The 24,353-nt window shown below is 65.7% G+C and carries 19 protein-coding genes and 1 tRNA gene; 7 read left to right on the top strand and 13 right to left on the bottom strand.

The features are described 5' to 3' along the window. Positions 1 to 144: 144 nt before the first annotated feature. Genes J1902_RS14725 through J1902_RS14715 form a run of 3 tightly spaced genes read right to left on the bottom strand, consistent with a single transcriptional unit; the run spans position 145 to position 3,647 of the window. Complete coding sequence (locus J1902_RS14725) at positions 145 to 1,197, bottom strand: PDR/VanB family oxidoreductase (protein ID WP_242702052.1); 1,053 nt, start codon at positions 1,195 to 1,197, stop codon at positions 145 to 147. Beyond that, positions 1,178 to 2,878, bottom strand: a complete 1,701-nt coding sequence (locus tag J1902_RS14720; RefSeq protein ID WP_207617057.1) for an HAL/PAL/TAL family ammonia-lyase — start codon at positions 2,876 to 2,878, stop codon at positions 1,178 to 1,180. The genes J1902_RS14725 and J1902_RS14720 overlap by 20 nt, the downstream gene beginning before the upstream one ends. After that, positions 2,856 to 3,647, bottom strand: coding sequence for an IclR family transcriptional regulator (locus tag J1902_RS14715; protein WP_207617056.1), 792 nt, complete (start codon positions 3,645 to 3,647; stop codon positions 2,856 to 2,858). The genes J1902_RS14720 and J1902_RS14715 overlap by 23 nt, the downstream gene beginning before the upstream one ends. A 185-nt stretch (positions 3,648 to 3,832) precedes the next feature. On the opposite strand from J1902_RS14715, the gene J1902_RS14710 reads away from it, so the two are divergent. Beyond that, positions 3,833 to 5,041, top strand: a complete 1,209-nt coding sequence (locus J1902_RS14710; protein ID WP_242702051.1) for a cytochrome P450 — start codon at positions 3,833 to 3,835, stop codon at positions 5,039 to 5,041. Positions 5,042 to 5,244: 203 nt separating this feature from the next. Here J1902_RS14710 and J1902_RS14705 read toward each other — a convergent pair whose 3' ends face one another. The 4 genes from J1902_RS14705 to J1902_RS14690 form a co-directional block, all read right to left on the bottom strand. Then, complete coding sequence (locus J1902_RS14705; RefSeq protein WP_207617055.1) at positions 5,245 to 6,081, bottom strand: carbohydrate ABC transporter permease; 837 nt, start codon at positions 6,079 to 6,081, stop codon at positions 5,245 to 5,247. After that, the gene (locus J1902_RS19405) at positions 6,078 to 7,049 is read right to left on the bottom strand and encodes a carbohydrate ABC transporter permease (protein ID WP_207617054.1); all 972 of its coding nucleotides are present in this window, start codon (positions 7,047 to 7,049) and stop codon (positions 6,078 to 6,080) included. Before J1902_RS19405 ends, J1902_RS14705 begins: the two co-directional genes overlap by 4 nt. Before the next feature lie 6 nt (positions 7,050 to 7,055). Beyond that, the gene (locus J1902_RS14695; protein WP_307794463.1) at positions 7,056 to 8,351 is read right to left on the bottom strand and encodes an ABC transporter substrate-binding protein; all 1,296 of its coding nucleotides are present in this window, start codon (positions 8,349 to 8,351) and stop codon (positions 7,056 to 7,058) included. A 69-nt stretch (positions 8,352 to 8,420) separates the two neighbouring features. Then, on the bottom strand, positions 8,421 to 9,635 hold the full coding sequence (locus J1902_RS14690; protein ID WP_307794462.1) for an aminotransferase class V-fold PLP-dependent enzyme: 1,215 nt from the start codon (positions 9,633 to 9,635) through the stop codon (positions 8,421 to 8,423). Between the two features lie 248 nt (positions 9,636 to 9,883). On the opposite strand from J1902_RS14690, the gene J1902_RS14685 reads away from it, so the two are divergent. Continuing rightward, positions 9,884 to 10,570: a FadR/GntR family transcriptional regulator gene (locus tag J1902_RS14685; protein ID WP_242702050.1), complete on the top strand. Its 687-nt coding sequence runs from the start codon at positions 9,884 to 9,886 to the stop codon at positions 10,568 to 10,570. A 9-nt stretch (positions 10,571 to 10,579) separates the two neighbouring features. On the opposite strand, the gene J1902_RS14680 is transcribed toward J1902_RS14685, so the two are convergent. The 3 genes from J1902_RS14680 to J1902_RS14670 form a co-directional block, all read right to left on the bottom strand. Beyond that, positions 10,580 to 11,062, bottom strand: a complete 483-nt coding sequence (locus tag J1902_RS14680) for a glutathione peroxidase (protein ID WP_207617053.1) — start codon at positions 11,060 to 11,062, stop codon at positions 10,580 to 10,582. An 85-nt stretch (positions 11,063 to 11,147) separates the two neighbouring features. After that, the gene (locus J1902_RS14675; RefSeq protein WP_242702049.1) at positions 11,148 to 12,374 is read right to left on the bottom strand and encodes a M23 family metallopeptidase; all 1,227 of its coding nucleotides are present in this window, start codon (positions 12,372 to 12,374) and stop codon (positions 11,148 to 11,150) included. A 299-nt stretch (positions 12,375 to 12,673) separates the two neighbouring features. Further along, positions 12,674 to 13,051, bottom strand: coding sequence for a MarR family winged helix-turn-helix transcriptional regulator (locus J1902_RS14670; protein ID WP_207617051.1), 378 nt, complete (start codon positions 13,049 to 13,051; stop codon positions 12,674 to 12,676). 84 nt (positions 13,052 to 13,135) lie between these two features. On the opposite strand from J1902_RS14670, the gene J1902_RS14665 reads away from it, so the two are divergent. Both J1902_RS14665 and J1902_RS14660 read left to right on the top strand, forming a co-directional pair. Next, on the top strand, positions 13,136 to 14,599 hold the full coding sequence (locus J1902_RS14665; RefSeq protein ID WP_207617050.1) for an MFS transporter: 1,464 nt from the start codon (positions 13,136 to 13,138) through the stop codon (positions 14,597 to 14,599). A gap of 110 nt (positions 14,600 to 14,709) precedes the next feature. Next, positions 14,710 to 15,621 (top strand): oxygenase MpaB family protein, encoded by a 912-nt coding sequence (locus J1902_RS14660; protein WP_207617049.1) that lies wholly within the window; start codon positions 14,710 to 14,712, stop codon positions 15,619 to 15,621. 66 nt (positions 15,622 to 15,687) lie between these two features. On the opposite strand, the gene J1902_RS14655 is transcribed toward J1902_RS14660, so the two are convergent. Further along, complete coding sequence (locus J1902_RS14655; protein ID WP_207617048.1) at positions 15,688 to 19,191, bottom strand: proline dehydrogenase family protein; 3,504 nt, start codon at positions 19,189 to 19,191, stop codon at positions 15,688 to 15,690. A gap of 123 nt (positions 19,192 to 19,314) precedes the next feature. On the opposite strand from J1902_RS14655, the gene J1902_RS14650 reads away from it, so the two are divergent. Next, on the top strand, positions 19,315 to 20,214 hold the full coding sequence (locus J1902_RS14650) for a LysR family transcriptional regulator (RefSeq protein ID WP_207617047.1): 900 nt from the start codon (positions 19,315 to 19,317) through the stop codon (positions 20,212 to 20,214). 205 nt (positions 20,215 to 20,419) lie between these two features. On the opposite strand, the gene J1902_RS14645 is transcribed toward J1902_RS14650, so the two are convergent. Then, positions 20,420 to 20,504 (bottom strand) — tRNA-Ser (locus J1902_RS14645). Between the two features lie 373 nt (positions 20,505 to 20,877). Next, a complete protein-coding gene (locus tag J1902_RS14640) occupies positions 20,878 to 22,746 on the bottom strand; it encodes a PA domain-containing protein (protein ID WP_207617046.1) in 1,869 nt (622 codons plus the stop codon). Positions 22,747 to 22,923: 177 nt separating this feature from the next. Between J1902_RS14640 and J1902_RS14635 the strand changes: the two genes are divergently transcribed. Beyond that, entirely contained in the window at positions 22,924 to 23,247 is a 324-nt protein-coding gene (locus J1902_RS14635) for a YqfO family protein (RefSeq protein WP_207617045.1), read from the top strand. 77 nt (positions 23,248 to 23,324) lie between these two features. Continuing rightward, positions 23,325 to 24,215 carry a hypothetical protein gene (locus tag J1902_RS14630; protein WP_207617044.1) on the top strand — a complete coding sequence of 297 codons (891 nt, stop codon included), beginning with the start codon at positions 23,325 to 23,327 and terminating at the stop codon, positions 24,213 to 24,215. The last annotated feature ends 138 nt before the right edge of the window (positions 24,216 to 24,353 follow it).

Raw genomic sequence — 24,353 nt, 5'->3', positions numbered from 1 at the left:
CGGATCCGGCATTTGAAAAAGGGCATGCGGCATCGCAATTCGTGAATTGATTATTCGGAAATTCCGGGGCCGGGGCTACCCTGGGGCGTCCACTTTGGGGCTCTGCCGCGCCCCCTGGCTGCGATAGGGCAGGCTTGACGCCGCCTAGATGTCGAGCACGAGCTTTTCCCCGCGGCAGCGGGAAACACAAATCATCATTGTTTCGTTCAATGCACGCTCCTCGTCGCTGAGAATGTCATCGCGGTGTTCAGGAATTCCTTCCAGGACCACGGTTTCGCAGGTGCCGCACGTTCCTTTCCTGCAGGAATTCAATGCCGGAACGCCCGATCTCTGCAGGGCGTCAAGAATTGTTTCTCCGGCCGCGACGGCTATTTCCTGCCCGTCGGCCGTTTCCACCACAAAAGGCGAGTCGTCCGGGCCCGCAGCAGGACCGCCGTCGGGAATGCCGCCGTCGGGATCCGCAGCGGGAGGCCCGGCATCGGAATCGTCGGCAGCGAAGTCCTCAAACCTCAGATGCGGCAGCGTGCCCGCGGCATGGGCCGCGCGGAGCTCGGCCAGGAGCCGGGACGGACCGCACGCATACACCGTGGCGTCCGCCGCAACGCCGCCGTCGAGGTAGTCCGCCAGGTCCAGGCTGCCGTGCTGGTCTTTGGCATGGATCCGCACCCTGTCCTCGGCCGGATCCATGTCCGCGATCTCCTCGAGGAAGGCCATGGACCGCACGCCGGCGCCCAGGTACAGCAGCCGCCAGGGCTCCCCGGCCGCGTGGGCTTCGCGGATCATCGGCAGGAGCGGGGTGATGCCGATGCCGCCGGCGATGAACACCTTTTCCCCTGCCCCGGCCGTGCCGCGGAAGTTGTCCTTCGGGCCGCGGACCTCCACCGTGTCGCCGGCCCGCAGGACTTCGTGGACATAGCTGGAACCGCCGCGGCTGGCCTGCTCGCGCAGCACGGCCACGCGCAGGGCAGTCCGATCGGCCGGATCAGAGCAGAGCGAGTACTGCCGCAGGATGCCGTTGGCGAAGAGGACGTCCACGTGCGCGCCGGGCACCCAGGCCGGCAGTGCGCCGCCGTCGGGCTCGCTCAGCAGCAGTGAGACGACGGCGTCAGCCTCGCGGCGGATCCCGCTCACCATGAGCCGCGTGAACCCCTTTAGTGGGGCCGTCCGGGCGGCAGGGTCAGCGGCCTGCAGCGTCATGGCTACCTCCGCCGAGCGCGGCGTTCACCGCGGCCACCACGGAGCCGTCGTGGACGAGTTCGCCGGCCCTGCGCAGCCGCGGGTACATCACCACGTCCTCCTTGAGGTGGTCGATGGGACGGCCGTCGGCGGACGCGGTGGAGCGCAGGAAGGCCAGCGCGGCCAGGCTCGCGGTGGCCGGCTTGGCGTCTCTCGTGGCCGGCATGCGCATCCGCAGCTCGAGTGCCTGGGCGGCCATGAGCAGCTCGATGGCCACCACCGATTCGATGTTGGCCACGATCTGGCGCGTGTGCCGCCCGGCGTTGTTGGCCATGGAGACGTGGTCTTCCTGGTTGGCGCAGGTGGGGATGGAGTCCACACTGTCCGGGTGCGCCAAGGTCTTGCAGTCGGAGACCAGGGCTGCGGCAAGGTACTGGGGCAGCATGTAGCCGCAGTCCATGCCGATCTGCTCGCTGGCCACCAGCATGTCCGGCAGTCCGCGGTTCAGGGTGCCGTCGTCGAGCCTGAAGAGCCGGCGTTCGGTGATGTTGCCGATTTCGGTGACCACGATCGAGATGAAGTCGGCGGCGAACGCCACGTATTCGGCGTGGAAGTTGCCGCCGGACACGGCCTTCAGGGTGCGGCTGGCGGGCAGCGACGGGAAGATCAGCGGGTTGTCGGTGGCCGCGTTGATCTCGTTGTCGATGATGCCGGCGGCGAACTCCAATGTGTCCTTGACCGGGCCGAAGACCTGCGGGATGCAGCGCAGCGAGTAGGCGTCCTGCGGGGGCTGCCGGACGGGGTCCCGGTCCGCGTCGCCGTCCACGAAGCCGCTGCCGGCGAGCAGTTCACGGAGCCGTGCGGCCACTTCGATCTGGCCGCGCTGGCCGCGGGCCTGGTGGAGTTCGTCGATGAACGCATCGCCGAAGCCCATCAGCGCCTCGATGCTCATGGCCGCCGTGATCTGCGCCGTTTCCAGCAGGTTCTGCGCGTCGTACAGGGCCAGGGCGGCCTGGGCGCAGGAGAACGAGGTGCCGTTGAGTAGGGCCAGCCCGTCCTTGGCGCCGAGCGGGAGCCGCTCGATGCCGGCGTGGGCCATGGCCGCGATCCCGGAGACCACGGCCCCGTCAACGAAGGCCTCGCCGGAATCCAGTTCCACGTCCTCGCCGGTGTGCGAACGGGACATGACAATGGCCACGTGCGCCAGCGGGATGAGGTCCCCGGAGGCGCCGAGCGAACCGTATTCCGGGATGGCCGGGTAGACGCCGCAGTTGAGCATCTCGGCCAGGGTCTTCACGATGTCCGCCCGCACCCCGGAGTGGCCCTGGGTGAGGCTGACGATGCGGATGAACATGGTGGCACGGACGACTTCCTCGTCCACGTAGCGGCCCACGCCGGCGGCATTGGACAGCACCAGGCGGCGGGAGAGCTCGGCGGCATCGGACGGTTCGTCGAAGGCCTTGCGGCCGGCGAGCGATCCGAAGCCGGTGTTGATGCTGTAGATCGGTGCGGTGTCCTTGCCGGCCAACATGCCGTCCATGACGCCGTTGAGCCAGTCCTCGCTGGGCTTCATCCGCGCCAGGGCGGCCTCGTCCACCACCACCGGCCTGCGGTGCCTGGCCACCTGCACCAGGTCCTCCAACGTTGCCCGGTGGATCCCCAGGACCACCGCTTCTGACTCAAGCAGAGTATCGAGCGTCATCGCTTGCCTCCCGTGTTGTTCTTTGGCTGGCGAGGGAACCCAGCGACGCCGCCAGGTTCTCCGCTGCCTCGTTCATTGTTTTCAAGGTCGAGTTGAGCCAGGACCGCGAGCCGCAGCGGCTCTCCGGTCCGGCCACGTTGATGGCGCAGACGGCCTCGCCGTCGAAGATCACCGGAACGGCCACCGAGACCGCCCCGGGATCAAGCTCGCCGCGCGAGACCACCCAGCCATTCGTCCGGATCTGGGACAGCGTGGCGAGGATCTGCTCGGCCGACGGCGAGTTGTCCGTAAAGCGCGGAAGCTCGCCGTCGAGCACTTGACGCACGACGTCGGCGGGCGCCCAGGCGAGCAGCGTCCGCGGGCCTGCTCCCGCGGTCAGGGGCAGGAGTTCGTTGACGGCGAAGGTGTATTTGAAGCCCTTGTCCGGCTCGGCACGGCGCAGGCACATGGCCTGCGTCCCCACCCGGATGACCATCACCGCGGTCTCCCCCACAGCGTCCACGATGCTTTTCAGCACAGCTGTGCCAACTTCCGCGAGGTGGCTCTGCGTGAGGTGCCTGCCGGACAACGCCAGCAGCGCATGTCCGGGCCGGTAGCTCCCGGCATCCTCCTGCACGAAGCCGTGTTCGCGGAGCTGCCGGAAGTAGCGGTAGGTGGTGCTGACGGGGATGCCCAGCTTCAGGGCCACGCTCTCCACGGTGGTGTCACCGCCGTCGGCGATTTCGGACAGGATCATGAGACCCCGCTCGAAGGACGTTGTTCCCGCCATGGGCCTGCCCCCCTTTCTGAGCTTTTCCGGGCTGTTGAACGATCGTGCCGGGCACCGGGCCATTGCGACAAACCCTATTCTCACAGGGTGAGAACCGCGTTTATCGGCTGCACATTGTGACCGGTACGTTGAGGCCACGAATCCGCTGAGCGGCAGCCCTACCATCGACGCAAACGAGGTCCCAGATGTCAGTGACCATGCCCCCGCAGACCATCCCGGTGATGACGGACGATCCCTACTCCGACGAGAACCTGCGGAACCCGTACGCCCTGTTCCAGCGCATGCGCGACGCCGGGCCCGCCGTGTGGCTCGAGAAATACCAGGTGCTGGCCTTTGCCGGTTTCGAGGAATGCAAGGAGATCCTGGACGACTACCGGACGTTCATTTCCAGCGCCGGCGTAGGCCCCAAGAACCTGCACAGCGAACCCGCGTGGCGCCCGCAGGGCATCCTGGAATCCGACCCCCCGGTGCACGGCCCCATGCGCAACGCCATGGCCTCCGTCATTTCGCCCCGCGGCGTCCGCTCCCTGCGGACCGCCTTCGAGGCCTTCGCCGATGAGCTGGTGGACGCGCTGATCGCGCGGGGAACGTTCGACGGCGTCACGGACCTCGCCGAGCTGTTCCCCATCCGGGTCTTCGGGGACGCCGTCGGGATCCCCCGGGAGGGACGCGAGGCGAACCTGCTCCCGCACGGCGCGATGAACTTCAGTGCTTTCGGCCCGGACGACGAACGTTCCAAGGAGTTCTTCGAGAAGGGCGCGGGCACGCACGAGTGGGTCATGAACAACTGCGCGCGCGAAAACCTCTCGCCCGACGGCATGGGGGCCCAGATCTGGGAGTTCGCGGACCGCGGCGAGATCACGGCCGAGCAGGCGGCGCTGCTGGTGCGGGCCATGCTGTCCGCCGGCCTGGACACCACCGTGTTTTCCATCGGCAACACGCTGCAGGCCCTGGCGGCCCATCCCGGGCAGTGGGCCGAGCTGCACGCCAACCCCCGCCTGGCGAAGTTCGCCATCGACGAGGCCCTGCGCTTCGAATCCCCGTTCCAGTCCTTCTTCCGGACCACGGGTTCGGACACCGTGTTCCGCGGCATCCCGTTGCCGGCCGGCACCAAGGTGCTGCTCTTCATGGGCTCGGCCAACCGGGACGCCCGGCACTGGGGTGAGACCGCGGACGAATACGTGATCAGCCGCAACGCCGGCGGGCATCTGGCCTTCGGCATGGGCATCCACCAGTGCGTGGGCCAGCCGATCTCCCGCCTCGAAATGGACGTGCTGTTCACGGCCCTGGCCACGCGGGTCAAGAGCATCGAACCCGTCGGCGAACCCGTCCCGTACCTGCACAACACCCTGCGCGGCTGGCGTTCGCTCCCGCTGCGGATCACGGCGGCGTAGGCCCTGACGCTCTCTCACCTTTGGGTCGGTTTGGCGCGACGCTCTCTCACTTGCTTAAGAAAAGTGATAGAGCGTTGGCCGATTCGGCAGCAAAGGTGAGAGAGGGTTGGCCAGGATTCCGGGACGGCCGCAGGCCCCGCCCTGGAATCTGCGGGAGGGGTCTAGGCGCGCCACAATCGGAGGCACTTCCCTGACCACCGGGCTTAGCCCTTGACAGCTCCAGCCGTCAGACCCTGAACGATGAACTTGCTGGCAAAGGCGAAGATGGCCAGGGTTGGCACCACCGTCAGGACCGCGGCCGCGGACATGGATCCCCAGTCGATGTTGAAGCTGGAGATGAACCCGGCCAGCGCCGTTGGAATCGTCTTGTTGGCATCGCTGTTCATCAGCGTCACCGACAGGAAGAGCTCGTTCCAGCAGTTCACAAAGTTGAAGATGAAGCTCGCGGCCACGCCCGGCAGCATGACGGGAACCAACACGCGGAACAGTGCACCGAGGCGGGAGCAGCCATCGATCATGGCCGCCTCCTCCAGTGCGTCGGGGACGTTTTCGAAGAACCCGCGCAGCATGATGGTGCAGAAAGGGATGCAGATGGCGATGTAGATCAGGATCAGCCCGGTCTTGGAATCCACCAGGCCAAAGTTGCTCATCATCAGGTACAGCGGCCCCAGGGCAATGAACCCTGGAATCATCTGGGTCACCAGGAAGGCGCCCATGACCCAGCCGCGGCCGGAGAATTCGAAGCGGGCCAGCACGTAGGCGGACAGCAGCGAGATCAGGGTGGCCACGGTGGAGGCAACGGTGGCTACGATCAGGCTGTTGACCATGTACTGGCCGAAGTCCGATTTGGTGAAGAGCCCAATGTAGTTCTCCAGGGACAACTGGCGGGGCCAGTAGTCCAGCGGGAGCGAGTAGATGGCCCCGGGTTCCTTCAGAGAGGTGATGATGATCCAGTACAACGGAAACACTGTGGCCAGAAGGCAGAGTCCGAGGAAAACCACCTTGCTGATGCGCCCCGCGATGCTCATTCGGTTGATCATCTCTGCGCCTTTCCGGGTCGGACCGCCATGAGGTAGAAGGCGGCGAAGAGCATGAGGGTGACGACGACGATCAGGCCCAGCGCCGATGCCTTGCCGTAGTCGCCCTCCTGCGTAATTTTGATCATGTAGGTGGTGATGATGTGAGTCTGGTCCGCAGGTCCACCACCTGTCATGGCGAAGATGATGTCGGGGAAATTGAAGATCCAAATCACCCGTAAAAGGATGGTCAGGGCCAAGGTGGTGGCAATGCTCGGCAGGGTGATGTTGAAGAACGTCCGTACCTTTCCGGCGCCGTCCAGCGCGGCGGCTTCATACATCTCATCCGAGACGGATTGCAGGGCCGCGAGGATCATGATGGCGAAGAAGGTCACGCCGTACCAAATGTTGGCGATGATGATGGCTGTCATCGCAAAGCCGGGTTCCGCCAGCCACGGGATGGGAGAGTCGATCAGACCGGCCTTCATCAGCAGGTCGTTGACCACGCCAAACTCGGCGTTGAACATCCAGCGGAAAAGCATGCCGATCAGGAACCCGGAGACGGCCCAGGGGAAGAAAATCATGGCTTGGTAAGCCCCGCGCATTCTGAAGCGCCGCTTCAGGAACAACGCGACGGCGAAGCCGATCACTACCTGGGGGATAAGGGAACCGACCACCCAGATGACGGTGTTGCGCACGATGCCCCAGAACTCTGGGGCATCGAACAGGCTTTGAAAGTTGCCGAACCCTACCCACGAGGTGTCGGAGAGGTCATTCAGGTTCCAATTACGGAACGCCATCTGGCTGCCGGAAATCATCGGATAGTAAGTGAAGATTCCGACGAAGATGGCTGCCGGAGCCAAGAAGGCCAGCAGCGTGAGGGCCGTCTTGGCGTTGAACCGCCTCTTGATGCCAGTGCTCGTGCGCGCGCCGCCCGGCGCGTCCCTCCGGGTGGAGGGACGCGCCGCCGCGTCCTTGGTGTCGACAGTCACGCTGGGCTAGCCTGCCATTTTCTGGGACCAGTAGCTGTCCCAGCCGGCCAGCAACTCGGTGGTGGACATCTGGCCGGTCAGCACCCGCTGGAGTTCGCCGTCGGACTTCTTGATCCATTCGGTCCACCAGGAGACGCCGCGCGGCTGGACGGCGGAGACGTACGTGTCAGGGTTCTCTGTCATCGTCACGTACGCGGCCCAGGGGCCGGAGCTGTAGAAGCTGTCGTCTGCCGCGGACTTCAGGATCGGAACCAGGCTGTTCTCCTTGGTGAAGGTGGTGGCTGCATCGCCCTGGGCCAGGTACTTGATGAGCTTGACGGCCTCGGGCTTGGCCTTGCTGCTCTCGGCGATGCCCCAACCGGCAGAGGCGACGGGCTGGATGGCCTTGCCTGTGGGTCCCACCAGCAGCGGAGCCACGTTCCACTGCTCGGCATTGATCGACTTGGATTCCTTGACGGTGGCGATGACCTCGGGGTCCTGCAGCAGGAACGACGTCGAGCCGTTGGTGAAGCCCTGCACCATTTCGGGGTAGCCCCAGGCTACCGAGGAGGGCGGGGAACCCTTCTTGAAGAGCTCGATGTACAGGTCCATGGCCTCCTGCGCCTTGGGCGAGGAGAATATCGTCTTGCCGCTGGTCAGCTTGAAGGCGTTTTCCTTGTCGATCTCATCGGCGACGTAGGCCTCGATGATGGCGACGGCGTTGGAGTTGGCATTGGCGCCGCCGCGGAAGGCGTAGCCGAACTTGTTTTCCGTGGGCTTGTTCATGGCCGTGGCCTGTTCCAGCATGTCGGACCAGCTGGCGGGCGGTGCGGAGAAGCCGGCGTCCTTGACCACATCGGTGCGGTAGAACAGGGACAGCCCGTAGAAGCCATACGGGATGTAGTAGGTCTTGCCGTCCTGCTTGGAATACTTCACGGCGTTGTCTGTCAGATTGCTCCAACCATCCCAGCCCGTCAGATCTGCGCTCATATCGTAGAGCCACTTGTTGGCACCGAATGAGCCCACCGTGATGTCGCGGGCCTCGACGACGTCGATCCCCTTGCCCGACTGGAGCATCTGCTGGATCTTCTGGTCGGCCTGGTCCGTGGGTGGGGAAATCAGCTCCACCTTGATGTTCGGATTCTCCTTTTCGAAGCCGTCGATGAGCTTCTCAATGGTGTCGGTCCGCGTGGGGTTGGTGAGGCTTTCCACCATCTTCAGGGTGACTTGCCCATTGGCTGAGGGAGCGGCACTGCCGCATCCCGCCAGGGCCAGGGCGGCCGCGAGGCCTACTGCGGCGGACGTGATGAATCTGGATTTCACGGGGGATCCTCCGTTGATTGGGTGGGGTGGGTGTCCATCGCACCGGTGGATGCGTGCGCTGGTGGTGCTCTAGCTGTTGCGGGCCAGCTTGGCCAGCTCGGGGACAGCCTTCTCGGCGAAGATCTCGTAGTCCGACGGCGAGTTGTACAGGTGGGCGGAAATCCGCAGGAAGCCCTGTCCGCCGAAGGTCGTAATGGCCGTTTCAATGTCCAGCCGGTCTGAAATGTACGCCCGGACCGCGTGCGAGTCCTCATGGGTGGTGGCCAGGCCGCGGGGCAGGCGGATGAGGCGCAGCGGACCCACCGGCATGCCGACGTCGGCGCTGGCGTCCTCTCCGGTGGCTGCCGTGAAGGCTTCCCCGATCAGCGTCGATCCGTAGTCGGCCAGTTCCTTGGAGTAGCTGCGAAAGGCATCCCAGCCGTAGCGCCGCTCGATGGTGTCGAAGGCGGTCCGTGCGGCCAGCCACGAGGTGACGTCCTGGGTGCCGACATGGTCAAAGCTCTCGGGGAACGAATGCGGGAATCCCCACGAATCAATCAGCGGATGGAGCACATCCTTGAAGGCACCGCGGGCCACCAGCGCCGCCGTGCCCCGGGGCGCGCAGGCGGCCTTGTGGAGGTTGCCCACCCAGTACCCGTCGAAGTCCGGCACCGGGGCCTTGAGGACACCCGGTGCGTGGGCGCCGTCCACCAGCAGCGGCACACCCAGGGCGGAAGCCGCCCGGGCAATGGCCTCCACGGGGAAGCTGCGTGCTGTGGCCGAGGTGATCTGGTCCAGCACGATCAGTGCCGTGCGGCTGGTGACCTCGGCCATGACCAACGCGCAGGCGGCCTCGGCGTCGGCATCCAGGGGAACCTCGGCGATGCGGACGCTGCCACCAGAGCGGCGTGCGATGCGGCGCGCGCCCTCGAGCACGGCTCCATAGGCATGGTTGGTGGTGACGATCTCCGCGCCGGGGGCGAAGACGAGGGAGTTGTAGACGGTGCTGACGCCCGCGCTGGCGTTGTGCACGAGAGCCAGGTCATGGGCCCGGACGCCGAGGAAATCTGCGATCTCCGTCCTGGCCGTGGCCACCAAGGCGAACTGGCCCATGAACCAGGTGCAGGGGTTGTCGTCCATGCGCGCTTTGAGTCGATGCTGCATGTCCTGGCCGGCGCGTGGAACTGAACCGTAGGAACCGTGGTTGAGGTGGACCTTCGACGGCGTGAGGGTCCAGTCGGACATCGAGGGCAAGCCCTCGGGAGTCATCATCGGCTGCGGTGCCGTGAGGGATGTTGAGAGCACTGGCGGCCTTCTCGTCGGGGAGCGGACTGAATTATCTGTAAGTTACATCACACCCAACCACAAGACAACAGACAATCCAGATTTGTCATAAGATGACTTTAGAAAATTCAGGCCAACCTTCGGCATTTGATCGATAATTCAGTCAAAGACATATGATGACTTCAGGGCAACGTATGACAACATGATCCGCTGGCATCGAGGCACTGAGAGTGCTGTAGCGTGTCACTGGAATCTGAAGGAGCAGCGAATTGGGTGCAGTCGAGACGGCGATGCAGGGCCTAAGGACCAAGATTGCCTCGGGCGAGCTCGCGCCGGGGCAGAAGTGCCCGCCCGAGGCGGAGCTTTCCGCCCAGCTTGGCGTGTCGCGCAGTTCACTGCGGGAGGCAGTACGGGCCATGTCGGCCCTTGGCGTGATGGAATCCCGGCACGGATCAGGAACCTATGTTTCCTCGCTGGAACCGACGGTCATCCTGCAAAACTTCGCCCTGCTGGTGGATCTGCTTCCGCTGGACGGCCTGCTGGAACTCTTTGAAATCCGCAGGCTGATGGAATCCCACGCCGCCGCCGCTGCGGCCGCGAATGCCACGCCCGAGGTTTTGGCTAAGCTGGCGGCGCTGGTGGCCAGCATGGAGGCCGCGGATAGCCCATCCGAGTATTCCGCTCTTGACTCAAGGTTCCATGAGGAAATCTGCCACGCGAGCGGCAACTCGACACTTGCGGCACTGGTCGATGTCTTCCGGTCCCGTGGTGGCCACTTCCGCATCTTCGACGGCGAGGAGGGACCGGCTGTACGGACAGACAGCACTGCTGGCCACCGCGCCATCGTGGAGGCGATAGCCAACCGTGATCCGACCATGGCCGCCACCGCAGCAGCTGCGCATATTGCGCAGACGGAATCCTGGCTCAAGAAGCTCAGGCCGGCACCGCAGCCTTAGCGGAGGGCCTTAGCGGAGGGCCTTTTCAAGGGCTTCGATGAGCTCTTCGGAGTCAGGCTCGACGGCGGAGGGGAAGCGGGCGATCAGCTCGCCGTCGCGGCTGACAAGGAACTTCTCGAAGTTCCACTTCACCTTGACCGGCTCGGCGTCGTCCGTCTGGGTCAGTTCGGCAAACAGCGGGTGCTGTTCCTTGCCCAGGACGTTGGCCTTGGTGGTCAGCGGGAAGGTCACGCCGAAGTTGCGCTGGCAGAATTCGGCGATCTCGGCGTCGGTTCCCTGCTCCTGGCCGCCGAACTGGTTGCAGGGCACGCCCAGGATCTCCAGGCCCTGTCCGCGGTACTTGCCATAGAGCTCCTCCAAGCCTGCGTACTGGCGGGTATATCCGCATTCCGAGGCCACGTTGACCACCATCACAGCCTTGCCCTTGAAGCGGCCGAAATCCACGTCCGAGCCGTCATTGAGCGTGAGCGGGATGCTGTACAGGCTGGTCATGGAGCGCTTCCTTACGACGTCGACGGCGGCAATTGCCGTTATCGAGTCTACGGGGCGAAAGCAGGGGGAATTTCCAGACTCTTGGCTACGGCGCGGGCGTGGCCGTCAGCGTCGCCAAAGGAACGATGGTGCCGGAAGGCGTTTGGACCATGTCCGGAGAGACCAGCACATAGCCCGCCGGGAGCCTTGGCGGAACAAGCACCGGCCCCGCGGGAGCAGTCGGTGCAGTTGTCGCCGGGGCGGGGGCCGGAGCCAGCGTGGGGACGAGGGCGGACAGCGTGGGGACGAGGGCGGACAGCGTGGGGATGAGGGCGGACAGCGTGGGCGTCACGGCAGTGCTCAGCACCGGGGCCGGAACCGTCGGCGTCGGGGTAGGCGTCGGCGTCACCGTCCCGGGAACCGTCGGCGTCGGGGTAGGCGTCGGCGTCGGCGTCACCGTCCCGGGAACCGTCGGCGTCGGGGTAGGCGTCGGTGTCACCGTCCCGGGAACCGTCGGGGTAGGCGTCGGTGTCGGCGTGGGCGTCACGGGAACCGTCGGGGTAGGCGTCGGCGTGGGCGTCACGGCCGGGGCCACAGGTGCTTCGTGCTCGCCGGCCACTACCTCGTGCGTCTGGGTCTCGCCAACCGGTACGGCCCAAGAGGGTGCCGACGATACACCCGTCCCGACGCCTGGCTGGTAGTTGACCATGGCAATCGAGGCCAGGGGGTCAATCTGGCGGGTGGGCAGCAACCTCCAGTCGGCCGGGTTCTTGTAGACGCCGTGGACGATCGTCTCGAAGTGCAGGTGGCAGCCGGTGGACCAGCCCGTGGTCCCTACCTGGGCGATGACCTCCCCCACACGGACCGACTGGCCCTTCGCGACGCCGATTGCCTGGAGGTGGTTGTAGGTGGTGACCAGGCCGTTGCCATGTTCAATCTCAACACGGTTGCCGCCGCCCCACAGGTGCCAGCCCACGGCCCGCACCACGCCGGCGTCGGCGGCATAGACCTTCGTGCCGCAGCGGGCTGCAAAGTCCCGCCCCCAGTGGAATTCGCCGGCATGGCCGGTGAACGGATCGATGCGGTAGCCGAAGGGCGAACTCGAATTCAGTGTCTCCAGGGGCGAGTAGAGGCTTCCCAGGGGTGGGCGCTGCAGGCCCGCGGCCGCGACGGTGAGTCGTGTTGTGCCGTCCTGAGCGATTGTCTGTACGGCTGCCCGGTCGAACTGGACCATGGCGTTCTCGGGCACGGGAACGGGAGCTCCTGCAACGGTTTCGGTGCCGGCGGCCCGCAACTGGCCCGGTGTGGCCGCCTGGATGAAGGCGTCCTCCAACTGCCGGGGCTCCACGACGCCCCGGACCGGTACAGCCTGTGAAGTATTTGGGTCAAACGCGGGAGCTTGGAATCCGAAGGCGAAAAGGCCAAGCACTGCCAGGGTGCCTGCTGCGCAGATTCGGCGAACACGTTCAGACCGCCATAGAGCAAATATCTGTCCCGTGTCATGGTGCTTTCCCACAGCAACTCCCAAGTCGGCGGCGCCAAACCCCAGCTTGGCGAGCAAGCTCCATTGTTGCGGAGATCAGGGGGAAAGGGAAGGCCTTGTGGGGCGGCGAAGAGAGAAGATCGGCAACTTCAGCCGAGGTTTTCCTTCAGCAGGGCCCGGTGCTCGACGGCGGCATCCGCGTGCAGAGTGCGGCCGGCGTCGGTGAGTTCGAGGAACAGCGAGCGGCGGTCGTCCTCGCAGGCATGCCGGGACACCAGTCCGGCCTTTTCGAGGCGGTCCACCACCTTGGACACCGCACTCTGCGTCATGGGGGTCCGCTCTGCCAGGGCCTTCATGCGGCAGGCAGCGTCCACGCTCTCGGCAACGAGGTCCAGGATTTCGAATTCGTTCAGGCCGACGCCGAACTTGGCTTCGAGGGCGCGGTCAATTGCTGCCGCGGTGCGGAAGTACGAGTTCTGGATGCCACGCCATTGCTCCACCAGCTGGCGGTCCCGCGTTGTTGCCATGCCCCGATTCTAGTCCATGACGCATTTAAAATCCACGTCATAATATTCCTTGTCATTCAATGACGTGTCATATACATTGATGCCATGACCTCTCCAAGCACCCTCGCAAGATCTGCCGAACAGCTCCAGACAGCCGTCCGCTGGACCCGTGCCCAGTGGATGCTGCTGATGGTTGTCTGCACCGTCCTGGCCCTCGACGGGCTGGACGTGTCCATGGTCGGGGTGGCTCTGCCCTCCATCGGACACGAACTCCATCTCGGCACCGATTCGCTGCAGTGGATCGTCTCCGCCTATGTCCTGGGCTACGGAAGCCTCCTGCTCCTGGGCGGCCGCCTCGCAGACCTGCTGGGCCGCCGTCGGATCTTCCTCATTGCCCTGACGGTCTTCGCGGCAGCCTCCCTGCTGGGCGGGCTCGTGGATGATCCTGCGGTCCTGATCGCCACCCGCTTCGTGAAGGGCCTGGCAGCGGCCTTCACGGCGCCCACTGGTTTCTCCATCATCACCACCAACTTCGCCGAGGGCCGCGAGCGCAACAAGGCCCTCTCCATCTTTACTACCTTTGGCGCCAGTGGATTCTCCCTGGGCCTCGTGGTGGGGGGGCTCATGACCAGTTTCAGCTGGCGCTGGACCTTCCTGGTGTCCGTGCCGATTGCCGTGATCACTGTGATCCTGGGCAGCAGGTTCATTCCCCGCGACAAGCCGTCCGCACAGGACAGCGGCCACGACTTCTGGGGCGCGGTGACGCTCGCACTGGGCATGCTCGGCCTCGTCTACACGCTGGTATCCGCACCGGAAAAGGGCTGGGGATCTGTGGCAACCATCGCCGGATTCATCGTCTCCGCCGCCGTGCTGGCCGCGTTCGCCGTCATCGAGAACCGGGTCAAGCACCCCCTGATCCGCTTCGGCATCCTGCGGGAGGGTTGGGTGGCCCGGGCCAATCTGAGCGCCATCGGCCTGTTCGGTTCCTACCTGGGCTTCCAGTTCATCGTGACCATGTACTTGCAGTCGGTGCTGGGCTGGTCGCCACTGGGGATGGCCCTGGCCCTGCTGCCGGCGGGGCTGATCGTGGCCTCGAGCGCCCCGTTCGCGGACCGGCTGATCGAGAAGTTCGGCGCCACCCGGCTCATCCTCACCGGGCTGGTCTCGCTGGGCCTGGGTTATGTATGGTTCCTGCGGGTGGGCACCTCACCCAACTACGTCCTCGACATCCTGCCGTCCATGATCCTGCTGGGCATTGGCTTCGCCCTGGCCTTCCCGTCCATCAACGTCCAGGCCACCGCAGGCATCCGCGATTCCGAGCAGGGCCTTGCCGCCGGCCTCATCCAGACCAGCACCCAGGTGGGCGCAGCTCTGGTCCTGGCCGTCACCACGGCCATCGTCAGCGGTTCCGGACGACAGGAAGCCGGAACCGCCAGCCCGGCCGCGATGCTCGACATGTACCGTCCGGGGCTCATCCTCAGTGCCGCCGTCGCGATCGCCGCGCTGCTCGTGGCAGCGTCACCGGCCCGACGCCGGACCGTCGGGACGGGGACCCTGCCCGCCGCTTAGCTGGACTCGCGGGAATCGTCCGGGCTCGCTGTTTGCAAACAGCGAGCCCGCACCTTTTCCGCGAGCCGGGCCCGTGCGCCAACGGCAGGTGCTGCGCAAGAATAGGAGCCATGAGGAACTACCTCAAGGAACTTCAGGAAGAGCTCCGGCGCGCCTTTACCGGACAGCCGGATTCGACGCCGGCCTGGGTGCCGCGCCTCGCGGACGGGAACGACGCCGGATACCACCTGCCGGGATCCGCCGTGTGGGCGGTACACGGCTCCATGCCGACCATCGTGGCCGGCATCCGCGTGCTGCTCATGCAGTCCCTGCACCCCGGGGCCCTGGCCGGCGTGTACGACCATTCGGGATTCAAGGAGGATCCGCTGGGCCGGCTGGCGAGCACCATCCGCTGGATCTTCACGGTCACGTACGGCTCCACCGAGGCCGCACAGGCCGCCACCCAGCGGGTGAAGAAAATCCACGACTACGTCCAGGGCAGCTACGTTGACGCGCACGGAACCACCCAGCGCTACGCGGCCAACGATCCGGAGCTCCTGTCCTGGGTCCACGTGGCCTACGCTGATTCCTTCCTCGCGGCCAACCGGATCTGGGGCCGTCCCGTTCCCGGCGGACCCGACGCCTACGTGCGCGAGTGGGCGCAGGCTGGCCGGCTCATGGGCATCGAGTCTCCCCCGCTCACCGAATCCGCGGTGCGCGCCGAACTCGACCGCTGGTACGAGGCCGGCGAGCTGCGCGCAGACGAACGCCTCGCCGAGACCGTGGCCTTCATCCATCACCCGCCCCTGCATCCCACGCTCAAACCCGGGTACCGCATCCTCTTCGCGGCGGCCGTGGCCAGCCTCGAGCCCAAATACCGCGAGCTGCTGGGCCTGAAGACCGCGCGGATCGGCCCGTTCCCGTTTCCGGCGAGGTTCGCGGCACGGGTGGTCCTCGGCGTCGCGCGTCTTGCCCTGGGCCGGGTCAGCGCCAGCGAGCTGGCCGCCCGGGAGCGGCTCCGGCGGCTGGGGTACGACGCGTAGCCGTTAAATACAGCAGCCGGGCAGTGCGGTGTGGCCGTCCTGCCCGGCTGCTGCGGGGCTGCAAACCTAGATCAGCGCGTCCGAGAGGTTGTTCGGGGTGCCGAAGCGGTGCGCCGTGATGCTGACGGCCTGCTCGCGCAGGAACGGCAGGATCTCGATGCGTCCGGCCGGGGTGACCGTGCCGTGGTAGATCGCGACGTCGGGGCGGCCGCCCAGGGCGGCGCTCAGCGCGCTGCTGTCCCCTCCGATCAGGCGGATCCGGCCGGCGTCGAACTGTCCCGCACCGGTGCCTGACACGCGGGCCAGCCACGCGGCGTCGCTCTCGATCCGGGCGGTGACCCCCAGCCCGGCGAAGGCGGAGACGACGGCGTCCGGAAGCTCGACGGCGGAGGACACCTTCAGTGCCGATCCCGCCACGGCGCCGGCGGCCACCACGCGCAGCAGCTCCGCGAGGCGCTCGCCTTCGGACAGACGGACCGTGACGGGCACGGGGCGGTAGCGGAAGACGTTGCGTTCGGCGGTCAGCGCCGAAACGTCCTTGCGGGTGCCGAACTCGGCGTCCCAGGCGATGGCGTCGCTGAAGAGTGCCTGCTGCAGGGCTGTTGCTTCGGCCGCGGAAACAGCGCCTGCGGCTGAATCCGCCGCAGTCTTCGCGGCGGCCAGCAGTTGCGCCGCGGCGCCTTGGAGCACGGTGCCGCGCTGGGCCTTCGGCTCGGCAGGGAGCCAGCTGCCCAGGCCGATCAGGTAGTTGGGTCCGCCGGCCTTGGTGCCCGCGCCGACGGCCGACTTCTTCCAGCCGCCGAACGGCTGGCGCTGCACGATCGCACCGGTGATGCCGCGGTTGACGTACAGGTTGCCAGCCTGGATGGTGTCCAGCCAGGTGCCCATTTCACCGGAATCGAGCGAGTGCAGGCCTGCGGTGAGGCCGTATTCGATCTCGTTCTGGATGGCGATGGCTTCCTCCAGGGTGGCCGCCGTCATGACGCCCAGGACCGGTCCGAAGAACTCGGTCTTGTGGAAGTAGGAGCCGCGCTTCACGCCGGAGCGGATGCCCGGGGACCAGAGCCGGCCGGTCCCGTCGAGGCGCTCAGGCTTGACGGCCCAGGATTCGCCGTCGCCGAGCGTGGTCAGGGCGTTCAGGAGCTTGCCCTTGGCCGGCTCGATGATGGGGCCCATCTGAGTGGTGGCCTGCGCCGGGTAGCCCACGGTGAGCGAGCGGGCGGCATCCACCAGCTGGTTGTGGAAGCGGGCCGAGGTGGCCACGGAACCCACCAGGATCACCAGCGACGCCGCGGAGCACTTCTGGCCGGCGTGGCCGAATGCCGAGTGGACCACGTCCTTGGCCGCGAGGTCAAGGTCGGCACTCGGGGTGACGATGATGGCGTTCTTGCCGGAGGTCTCGGCCAGCAGCGGCAGGTCCTGCCGGAAGGAGCGGAACAGCTCGGCCGTCTCGTAGCCGCCGGTGAGGATGACGCGGTCAACGCTCGGGTGCGAGACGAGTTGCGTGCCCAGCTCGCGTTCTTCGAGCTGGACGAGCGCCAGCACCTCGCGCGGCACGCCGGCCTCCCAGAGGGCGTCCACCATCACGGAACCGGAGCGGCGGGCCTGCTTGGCAGGCTTGATCACGACGGCGGAGCCGGCGGCGAGCGCTGCCAGCGTCGAGCCCGCGGGGATCGCCACCGGGAAGTTCCACGGCGGGGTCACCACGGTGACGTTCGCGGGGACGAACGTGGCGCCGTCGACGTTTTCAAGGTCCTTGGCGCGCTCTGCGTAGTAGTGCGCAAAGTCGATGGCCTCGCTGACCTCGGGGTCGCCCTGGTCGATGGTCTTGCCCGTTTCCGAGGCCATGACCTCCAGGAGCTCGGCACGGCGTGCCTCCAGGACGTCGCCGGCGCGGTGCAGGATGGCGGCACGCTCGGCGGCGGGGAGGGCGCCCCATGCCTTGCCGTGCTCCACTGCGCCGGCAATGATGCGATCCAGCTCAGCAGGGTCGCTGACCTTTGTGGATTCAACGATCGCGTCTCCGGCGGTGGAGCCCGGGATGCGGTCCAGGATGGCACGGCCCCAGGCGCGGTTGGCCGGGAGTGCGGGGTCCGTGTCCGGGGTGTTACGGAAGCCCTCTGCCGCGGTTGAGGCGGCGGCCTGGTTGCGGTCCTGCTTGCGGTTGGGCGCCGGGACGGAGTCGTCCAGCTGTGCCAGGGAGTCCAGGAAGCGCTGCTTTTCGCGCTCGAACAGCGCCTCGTTGTCGCTCAGCTCGAAGACGGCGGACATGAAGTTGTCCTGGCTGGCGCCTTCTTCGAGGCGCCGGATCAGGTAGGCGATGGCGACGTCGAACTCGCCCGGGTGGACCACCGGCGTGTAGAGGAGGAGACTGCCGACGTCCTTGCGGACGGCGGTGGCCTGGCCGGTGGCCATGCCCAGGAGCATCTCGAACTCGATGCCGTTCTGCTCGGGCGCGATGCCGCGCGCCTTGGCGAGGAGCCAGGCGAAGGCGACGTCGAACAGGTTGTGCCCGGCCACGCCGATCCGGACGTTGTTGATCCGCTCCGGGGTGAGGGCGTAGTTGATGACGCTCTTGTAGCTGGTGTCCGAGTCCTGCTTGGTGCCCCAGGTGGCGAGCGGCCAGTCGTGCAGGGAGGCTTCCACCTGCTCCATGGGCAGGTTGGCACCCTTGACCACGCGGACCTTGATGGGCGCACCGCCCTCGGCGCGGCGGGCCGAGGCCCATTCCTGCAGCTCTTGCATCGCGGAGAGCGCGTCCGGCAGGTAGGCCTGGAGCACGATGCCGGCCTCGAGGTTCTTGAACTCCGGCATGTCCAGGATCCGCTTGAACACGGCAATGGTCATGCCGAGGTCCTTGTACTCCTCCATGTCCAGGTTGATGAACTTGGGCTTGGGGAAGGACGCGGCCAGGCGGTAGAGCGGGGTGAGCTTCTCCACGATGTGGTCCACGGCCTCGTCGAAGGCCCACGGGGAGTGCGGGGCCACGGTGGAGGATTCCTTGATGGACACGTAGTCCACGTCGTCCCGGGCCAGGAGCTTGAGGGTACCCTCAAGGCGGCGCTGGGCCTCGTGCTCGCCCAGGACAGCCTCGCCGAGCAGGTTCACGTTCAGGTGCACGCCGTCCTGGCGGATCTTGGCAATGGCCGGGCCCAGCTTGGCGTCGGTGGCATCCACGATCAGGTGGCCCACCATCTCGCGCAACACGCGGCGGGCGATCGGAATGACGATCTGCGGCATGATCGGAGCCACGACGCCGCCCAGGCGGACGGCTCCGCGCATGTACCAGGGAAGGAACGCCGGAACCTTCGGCGCCAGGCGGGCAAGGTTGCGGCCGGCGACGGACAGGTCCTCGGGGCGGATGACGCCGTCGACGAATCCCACCGTGAAGTCCAGGCCGTTGGGGTCCTTCAGGACGCCGGCCAGTCGCTGGGCGGAGACGTCCACGGGGATCTTGCTGGCTTCGGTGAGCCAGTGGCGGACCAGGGCAATGGCCTCGTGGGCCAACTCCTGGAAGTGCCCGGAGTCCTGGGTGCTGCTGATGGTGGCATTCCGGGTGGAGCTGTTCATGGGCGTGGTCCTTCTGGTGCGGTGAGGGGTTCGTTTCCACCAGTATGGATCTACAATCACATTAGGAAAAGCGATCTTTTCCGAAGAATATTGCTTACTTTTTCAGATGTTTTGGAGGCTGCCGTGCTGGACGTCCGCAGACTGCGTTTGCTGCATGAATTGAAGATCCGCGGCACCCTCGCCGAGGTAGCCGCCGCGATGCAGTACAGCCCGTCGTCGGTCTCCCAGCAGCTGACCCTCTTGGAGAAGGAAGCCGGCGTTGAGCTGCTGCGGAAGACCGGCCGGCGCGTGCAGTTGACCCCGCAGGCGGAGATCCTGGTGTCCCACACCGCATCGCTGCTGGAGACCCTGGAACGAGCGGAAACGGACCTTGCCGCCTCGCTGTCCACGGTGAACGGCACCGTTCGGCTGGCGGTGTTCCAGTCGGCGGCGCTCGCCCTGCTGCCGGACTTCCTCACGATCATGGGCCGCGAATACCCCGAGGTCCGCGTCGAGATGATCCAGCGGGAACCCGAAACCGCCCTGTACGAGACATGGGCGCGGGACTTCGACCTGGTGGTGGCCGAGCAGTACCCCGGCCACGCCGCGCCGCACCACCCGGGCCTGGACCGGGCCGTGCTGACCAGCGACGCCATCCGGCTGGCCACTCCCCCGGCGGGGCTCGGTGGGGAGTTGATTTCTTCCCTGGCCGACACCGCTTCCATGGCGTGGGTCATGGAGCCGCGCGGGGCCGCCTCGCGGCACTGGGCCGAGCAGGCCTGCCGCTCCGCGGGATTCGAGCCCGACGTCCGCTACGAAACCGCCGACCTCCAAGCCCAGATCCGCCTCATCGAATCCGGGAACGCCGTGGCGCTCATGCCGGACCTCGTGTGGACGGGCCGGACCCGCCCCGTACAGCTGCTCGAGCTTCCCGGGCTCCCCCAGCGAACCGTGTTCACCTCGACGCGCACGGCCGGCCGCATCCACCCGGCCATCCTGGCGTGCCGGGAAGTGTTGGAAAGGGTTGCTGCGGCGCAGGGGTAGTGGTTTGGTGGGGCCGGGCCGTCATCGACACGTGAGATCTCGACTCTTTCGCAGCCGCAAAGGGTCGAGATCTCATCTCTCGATGCGCGCCTGCCGCTCAGAACCCCGTCCGCGACGCCGGGTCGGGCACCTAAGGCCCGCTCCGCCGTCGGGGGCTAACATCCGGGTACGCAAAAGGCCCCGGTCCGAGGACCGGGGCCAACCGCGGAGAATGGGGGATTTGAACCCCCGAGGGCGTTAACCCAACACGCGTTCCAGGCGTGCGCCATAGGCCGCTAGGCGAATTCTCCTTGCTTCTGAATCAAAAGCAGGTTCCACTGTACCTGACATTTTCCGCATCACCCAATCGGGGGTTCAGGCGATCCGCAGCGGGCCCGGCGCCGGCCTGATTCGTTAACGAAAAAATGGACGCCCCCAATGCGCCCATTCCTGCGGTCCACCGTTGAGCTGCCGGGTCCGGGTCTCGCACCCAGGCCCCACAGCTCACAATCAGGAGATTGCCCCAATCGGTGTACATACCCCATGTTCCGCCCTGCTCTGCGGATATGCAATGGAACAACCAGACAAAAGTATCCGACGACGATCCGGGGACGGTCCCGATCGCGCGGAGACGGGGCGGCCGCGCCCAAGGCACGGCGGCCCCGCCCACTCGAGAGTGCCTGCTCAGCCTCCGGTGTACCGGAAGATGTAGAGCCCGTGGTCACGGTCGCTCGCGGCAACGTATTCGATGCCGTCCTTCTCGAACACCTGGACACCCCAGAAGTTGTTTCCGCCCTCATCGATGAAGCGGCCGGCCTCAACCAGCTTGCCGTCAACGATCTTGGTTACGCGGAATCCTCCGGAATAGTAGGAGAAGTACGCCAGGTCATTCCGTTGGTGCGACGTGGCCACCTCGTGCACAGAGAGATCGCCAAAGCCCTCCGCAAAGGCCGGGTCGTGCGCCTCGGGGATGGCATAGGTGTCCAGTTCGGCCATCTTGCCCGCCGAGTTATCGAAGAGGTGCACGTAGCCCCATCCGTCAAAGATCGCACGGAGCGTGACGACGTCGCCGACGTCGCCCAGGCTCACGCCGGGAATCTCGCTGGCCGCGCCGGCCAGGCAGGCCGCGTTGTCGTACAAGCCTTCCTTGTCGAAGAACCCGAATCCTGTCTTGCGGTCCACCGAGAACGCGGGAGTGTTGCCGGCTATGGTCATTCCGAACAGGCCGCAGGCGTCGGAGCCTTCACGGTTGACCACTACCATGCCCTCATAGCCAAGCGTGTCCACTCTTGCGGCCTTCTCCGTGAACGTGCAGAGGCCACGGGTGACGATTGCGATCTGCTTGCCGCTCGCCGTAGTCGGAGCGGGTGGAACAGCAGCATCACCTATACATGCACGACCCACGTAGACTGCGTCGCCAGCCAGCGACTGCCCGCCCTGCAATTGCGGGGTATCACTGCCTTGCGAGGCCTGATACGGAGTCGCGGTGTCGTCCGTGACCCCCTCTGCCGAGCTGGGCGAGAAGTCCTCGTCGGCGCCGATTACATATTTGTTGTCCAGCGTGAACTCGGCTTCGTGACCGTTGCCTTCAGGCTTCTCCGACAGTCCGGTCGACTCGAGGAGCTCCGGGTCCGGGTTGGTTAAGTCCGTGTCGCCGAGGTAGACGGGGTTATGCACGTCGGTCATGTCAACGGCCACGTAGCCGGCATCCCAGTAGGACAGGAGCATGACCTGCTTGCCGCCGATCTCCTTGACGATAATGTCGTGCAGGAACACCTCGGTCAGGTTCGACGGCGCGCTCTGCAGGATCTGCGGGAACGTCTGGTCGAGGTCATATTCGGCCGTGAGGAAGGCCTTCTTCGGGTCGGTGATGTCCATGATGTCGACGTCGGCGCCCTCTTCGTTGTCCACGATGACCGCGTACGCCTTGTCGCCGGCATCCCAGGCGAAGACACTGTGGATCTCGTTGGCCGCCTTCTTGCCCTGACCGTTGACCGTGGAGTCGCCGACGCCCTCGGCCAGTGGCGTGGGGTGCTCAGGGTTCGTCACGTCATAGAGGTTCATGCCGCCGAAGCCTGCGTTGTCCTTGCACTTCTCGTTGTTGCTCACCAGCAGATCGCCGGTAAAGGAAGGCGTGCCCACATGCAGGGTCTGAATTCCCTCGCCCGGGTAGCTGCCCTCCTTGGATTGGATGAAGGCAACCTCCTTCGGGCTTGCGGGGTCCTTGATGTTGACCACGTGGATACCGTTGTACTTGCAGTCGACGGCACCCCACGCGGCGAGGTAAGCGTAGTCCTTGAAGACGCCGACATCGGCGATCTTCTCCGGGACCGCGTTCTTCAGTTTCAGTTTGGAGATGAGGTCCACGTTGGATTGGGTTGCCGGCAAATGACCGGCCGTGGTGCCGTGCTGGTGGGCGTCGCGGGCGCCGTCGTCAACCGACACCGCACCGTCGTCGCCGGGTTGCGCTGAGGCTAGTGGCGTTGCTGCGAGGATCAGTCCGGCGACTGAGAGCAGCACCAACGCACCGCGTCTAACAGATAGCTTAGCCATGACACTCCTTGGTGTGGATCCAATTAGTTACGTCTGGGCGAACATGAAAGACTCTATAACCCCGTCTTGCATATTTGGATGACTTGTTATTCTCCTTTAGGCATGTATTCCAGCGAATAGGCATGTATTCCAGCGAAGACCGGTCCCCGCTCCAGCCGGAAATGGCAGGATGTTGCCATGACCCAGCTGCATGCCCTCGTCGTGTACGTTCCGCAGACCCATGCCGAGGCGGTTCTGGGTGCCATCGGCGATGCCGGAGCGGGCCGGATCGGCGACTATTCGCACTGCGCCTTCACCTCTCCGGGCACCGGGCGTTTCACTCCCCTGCCCGGCGCACGGCCATTCATCGGCGACGTGGGGACAGGCGAGCAGGTGCCCGAAATCAGGGTCGAGTGCGTGGTGGAGGAGGACATGCTCGACGGCGTGGTGCGGGCTCTGAGGGCAGCCCACCCTTACGAAGAACCGGCCTTCATGAGCTGGCCGGTGGACGGGTGGCGGTAACGTTCGCCTGACCCCCTCGCCGCGACCGCCGACGGCGGTCTTTCCCGCCGCGACCGCCGGAGAGCTAGGATCACTGCGTGGACGATAGGCAAATACCTCTTGACTCTGCGGGATCGCTGGACGGGGCAGACGAAGAAAGCCGCGCCGCGGAAATCATCTTTGACCGCATGAAGGCTCTGGACTCGCTCTGCGACCGGCAAATGAACGTTGGCCGAGTCGAGAACGGTTCGCCTCTTCACTTGTTGGATGACCGGTTCAGTTCGTCACGCAGCGTAAGCCATCTGCTGAAGCAGTCGCTCGTGGCCGCGATGGACAACCTGCAGGCACTTCGGCGCCTCCTGTTCATCGAGGCGCCCGAGGGGAATGTTTACTTCCGAAGTCAGACCCATGCGCCATATGCCCTCGTGCGCACCATCATTGAGTGCACGGCGACGGTGCTGTGGGCACTTTTGCCGGAGAGCGCAGGCGAACGCGCGCGGCGGGGCCTGGTGCTCGTATCCCGGGAGGTGTTCAGCGCTGCCGTGTTCTGGGACGCCTACCTTGGTGAGTTCCACCCGGAGCGGCATGCTGAGGCGACGGATTACTTTGACGGCCTCCGCCAGGCGCTGAATTCATCAGCGGAAGCCTTGCGGTTGCCCCCGATGTTCCGCCAGAAAGACGACGGCAGCTGGAGATATGCAACCAAGAACCGCACGGAGACAGCGATTCTCAAGGAGCTGCGTTCCGGCAGCGGGCTGCCTCCTGGGCTGATCTATGCCTGGCAGTTCTGCAGCGGATACTCCCACGGGCTGGAGTGGACGACAGCCGAAGGAAGCGGTTTCGAGGACGCGCGCGGCCAGGCCGAAGATGATGCGTTCCAAGCCGGAGGAATGGAACAGCTTCGGCGCATGTGCGACGTGGCGTTCGACCTGATACCCCAAGCATGGGAAATTTTCGACCTGCGCCGCCGCAACGGGCCATTGTCCTAGCCTTCGGAGCCGTCTGAATACTGAGTCGTGGGACGGGTCTTTGTTCCATCCCGACAATGAGGATTGTCGGTGCCCTGCGCCCGGGGTACAGTCACCCCATCGTTGGACGTACCTGACGGGAGGACTTGATTAGCGGGT

This window comes from Arthrobacter cavernae (assembly GCF_017368795.1).
GTDB classification, from domain to species: Bacteria; Actinomycetota; Actinomycetes; order Actinomycetales; family Micrococcaceae; genus Arthrobacter; species Arthrobacter cavernae.
The sequence above is the reverse complement of the archived record's forward strand: the minus strand, read 5'-3'. Positions and strand labels throughout refer to the sequence as shown.

Bases quoted from the DNA above. Each gene is read 5' to 3' on its own strand.
- J1902_RS14680 (WP_207617053.1), bottom strand. From the start codon at position 11,062: ATGACCAGCCTGTACAGCATCCCGCTCACGCTCAATGACGGCTCGGAC.
- J1902_RS14710 (WP_242702051.1), top strand. From the start codon at position 3,833: ATGTCAGTGACCATGCCCCCGCAGACCATCCCGGTGATGACGGACGAT.
- J1902_RS14715 (WP_207617056.1), bottom strand. From the start codon at position 3,647: ATGGCGGGAACAACGTCCTTCGAGCGGGGTCTCATGATCCTGTCCGAA.
- J1902_RS14720 (WP_207617057.1), bottom strand. From the start codon at position 2,878: ATGACGCTCGATACTCTGCTTGAGTCAGAAGCGGTGGTCCTGGGGATC.
- J1902_RS14635 (WP_207617045.1), top strand. From the start codon at position 22,924: ATGACCCAGCTGCATGCCCTCGTCGTGTACGTTCCGCAGACCCATGCC.
- J1902_RS14660 (WP_207617049.1), top strand. From the start codon at position 14,710: ATGAGGAACTACCTCAAGGAACTTCAGGAAGAGCTCCGGCGCGCCTTT.
- J1902_RS14725 (WP_242702052.1), bottom strand. From the start codon at position 1,197: ATGACGCTGCAGGCCGCTGACCCTGCCGCCCGGACGGCCCCACTAAAG.
- J1902_RS14640 (WP_207617046.1), bottom strand. From the start codon at position 22,746: ATGGCTAAGCTATCTGTTAGACGCGGTGCGTTGGTGCTGCTCTCAGTC.
- J1902_RS14670 (WP_207617051.1), bottom strand. From the start codon at position 13,051: ATGGCAACAACGCGGGACCGCCAGCTGGTGGAGCAATGGCGTGGCATC.
- J1902_RS14655 (WP_207617048.1), bottom strand. From the start codon at position 19,191: ATGAACAGCTCCACCCGGAATGCCACCATCAGCAGCACCCAGGACTCC.
- J1902_RS14665 (WP_207617050.1), top strand. From the start codon at position 13,136: ATGACCTCTCCAAGCACCCTCGCAAGATCTGCCGAACAGCTCCAGACA.
- J1902_RS14705 (WP_207617055.1), bottom strand. From the start codon at position 6,081: ATGATCAACCGAATGAGCATCGCGGGGCGCATCAGCAAGGTGGTTTTC.